Source organism: Paraburkholderia sp. J7, assembly GCF_905220155.1.
Lineage (GTDB): Bacteria > Pseudomonadota > Gammaproteobacteria > Burkholderiales > Burkholderiaceae > Paraburkholderia.
The window spans coordinates 1-229 of sequence record NZ_CAJMYZ010000158.1 but is presented as its reverse complement, the minus strand read 5'-3'; the positions used below and the strand labels follow the sequence as shown (position 1 = coordinate 229).

Here is a 229-nt window from a genome sequence, read left to right as displayed (position 1 = left end):
ACCGCCCAGCGAGCTGGCCGTCGAGCTGGCAAGGGTGTACAGCTGCGAACCGTTCACCGCATCGAAACTCGACGCGCTCACCAGACCGTTCGCCACGTTGTGCAACGCCACTGCCGAGGTCGCACCCGTACCGCCCAGCGTCACCGAGTCATGCGCCGACGAGTCGTACAGCACCGCGTCAGCCAGCTGACCTTGCATGTTCGTGATCTGGCCGTTGATGGTCGTCACG

Annotated in this window: 1 protein-coding gene; it reads right to left on the bottom strand. The window is 64.6% G+C overall.

Translation table 11 applies throughout. The annotated features are described in order from the left end of the window. Positions 1-229 (bottom strand): hypothetical protein (locus U5A58_RS40770; RefSeq protein WP_321965491.1); only part of this gene is annotated, 229 nt, incomplete at both ends.